At 66.7% G+C, this 1,037-nt stretch carries 1 protein-coding gene; it reads left to right on the top strand.

Going from position 1 to position 1,037, the window contains the following annotated elements; genetic code table 11:
• A partial coding sequence (locus tag NG701_RS00005; protein ID WP_252563030.1) for a dihydroxy-acid dehydratase domain-containing protein occupies positions 1–1,037 on the top strand: 1,037 nt, incomplete at both ends.

The raw sequence follows: 1,037 nt of genomic DNA, 5'->3' as shown, positions 1-1,037 counted from the left end.
GAAAAGGAAGTCACCCTCATCGACGCCTTCGAAGCCGTCGGTGCATGCGCCGCGGGCAAGATGAGCCTCGAAGACCTGACCCGCATCGAAAAGGCCATCTGCCCCGGCGAAGGCGCCTGCGGTGGTATGTACACCGCTAACACCATGGCCTGCATCGGCGAAGCCCTGGGCATGTCCCTCCCCGGCTCCGCCGCCCCGCCCTCGGCCGACCGCCGTCGTGATGAATTTGCCCGCAAGTCCGGCGAGGCAGTGGTCAACCTGCTCCGCCTTGGCATCACCGCCCGGGACATCATGACCAAGAAGGCGTTCGAAAACGCCATCGCCGTCACCATGGCATTCGGTGGCTCCACCAACGCCGTCCTGCACCTGCTCGCCATCGCCCGCGAAGCTGAAGTCGAGCTGAACCTGGAGGACTTCAACCGCATCGGCGACAAGATCCCGCACCTGGGTGACCTGAAGCCCTTCGGCCGCTACGTCATGACGGACGTTGACAAGATCGGCGGCGTGCCGGTCATCATGCGCGCACTGCTCGACGCCGGTCTGCTGCACGGCGACTGCCTCACCGTCACGGGCAAGACCGTGGCCGAGAACCTCGCTGCGATCAACCCGCCGGACCTGGACGGCAAGATCCTCCGTGCCATGGACAACCCGATCCACAAGACCGGCGGCATCACTATCCTGCACGGCACGATGGCTCCCGAGGGTGCTGTGGTGAAGAGTGCCGGCTTCGACGCCGACGTCTTCGAGGGCACCGCCCGCGTCTTCGAGCGTGAGCAGGGTGCCCTGGCCGCCCTGGATGATGGCCTGATCAAGGCCGGCGACGTTGTGGTCATCCGCTACGAAGGCCCCAAGGGCGGCCCCGGCATGCGCGAGATGCTCGCCATCACGGGCGCCATCAAGGGCGCTGGGCTGGGCAAGGACGTCCTGCTCCTCACAGACGGCCGCTTCTCCGGCGGAACCACCGGCCTCTGCATCGGCCACGTGGCACCGGAAGCTGTCGACGGCGGCCCCATCGCCTTCGTCAAGGACGGGGACCG

This window comes from Pseudarthrobacter cellobiosi (assembly GCF_023913815.1).
GTDB lineage: Bacteria > Actinomycetota > Actinomycetes > Actinomycetales > Micrococcaceae > Arthrobacter > Arthrobacter cellobiosi.
Note: the sequence above shows the minus strand (reverse complement) of the source record. Positions and strands in the feature narration are given on the sequence as shown.